The organism is Kamptonema sp. PCC 6506 (genome assembly GCF_000180455.1).
In the GTDB taxonomy this organism is placed as follows: Bacteria; Cyanobacteriota; Cyanobacteriia; order Cyanobacteriales; family Microcoleaceae; genus Kamptonema; species Kamptonema formosum.
The window spans coordinates 1-1,068 of sequence record NZ_CACA01000008.1; the positions used below are offsets into that span (position 1 = coordinate 1).

2 protein-coding genes are annotated in these 1,068 nt (G+C 46.6%); one reads left to right on the top strand and one right to left on the bottom strand.

The genetic code is table 11. The features are described 5' to 3' along the window. Positions 1–281 precede the first annotated feature (281 nt). Entirely contained in the window at positions 282–842 is a 561-nt protein-coding gene (locus OSCI_RS00500) for a hypothetical protein (protein ID WP_007352869.1), read from the top strand. Between the two features lie 22 nt (positions 843–864). On the opposite strand, the gene OSCI_RS31200 is transcribed toward OSCI_RS00500, so the two are convergent. After that, a partial coding sequence (locus tag OSCI_RS31200) for a hypothetical protein (protein WP_234708676.1) occupies positions 865–1,068 on the bottom strand: 204 nt, incomplete at its 5' end.

The window sequence follows — 1,068 nt, forward strand, 5'->3', positions numbered from 1 at the left end:
CACTCTATTCCTTACTCTTAGAGGCTTTTATCGACAAATGCTGCTCTGATAATTGGCATTTTAAGCTACCATGCTATCAAAGTATCACCCAGTAATTTACAACCAGCAGCTTTTGAAAAGGAAGGGAGAGGGGGAAAGAAAGGGGAGGGGGAATAGGAACTGGGGACTAGAGACTAGGGTTCAAGAACAGAAAATTCTTCCCTTCTCCTCCCCTTACCAGAGGCACGATCGCACTCCATGATAAAATAAGCCCATACCGACATTCGTGAACCTGGGCTGATATGGTGTTTGTGCCGAACGGGTTAGATTCTCGCAATCTACCTGCCTACTCAATAGCAGATGCCGCCCGTTATCTAACGATTCCACTCCCAACGCTGCGGTCTTGGTTACATGGGCGTTATTACCCAACCACAGAGTGTAAGCGATATTTTCAGCCATTAATTGAGCGCCCAAATCCTCAATTTCCTCAACTCTCATTTACGAATTTAGTTGAGGCCCACGTTTTGAGAGTGATTCGTCAAGAGCATAAAATTCGCTTGGATAAAATTCGGCTCACCCTCGATTACCTGGCAAGTGAGTTTGGTGTTCCTCATCCCTTAGCACAACTTCGGTTTCAAACGGATGGCGTGGATCTGTTTGTAGAATATCTAGGCAGTTTAATCGCGGTTTCTAGGGACGGACAATTGGTGATGCGGGCAGCGTTGCAGCATCTTTTAAGGCGGGTTGAGTGGGACGAAAAAGGCATTGCAGCCCGCCTATTTCCGATTACTCGTTTGAATGCGGTAGAGGCTCCGAAAGTGTTAGCAATTGACCCTTTAATCGCGTTTGGTCGTCCAGTTTAAGTTGGTATTGGCATTCCTACAGCTATCTTAGGAGAGCGATATAAGGCAGGAGATTCGATTGACACTCTGGCTCTTGATTATAGATGTTCGCACCTCCAGATTGAGGAAGCGATTCGCTGTGAAATGGCGCTTTCTGTGGCAGCGTGACTAAATCAGAGACTCCTGTCTTTTTTATTGATCGTGCTTTGGGTAAAAGGTCTGTGGCGGATGCTCTACGGCAAGCAGG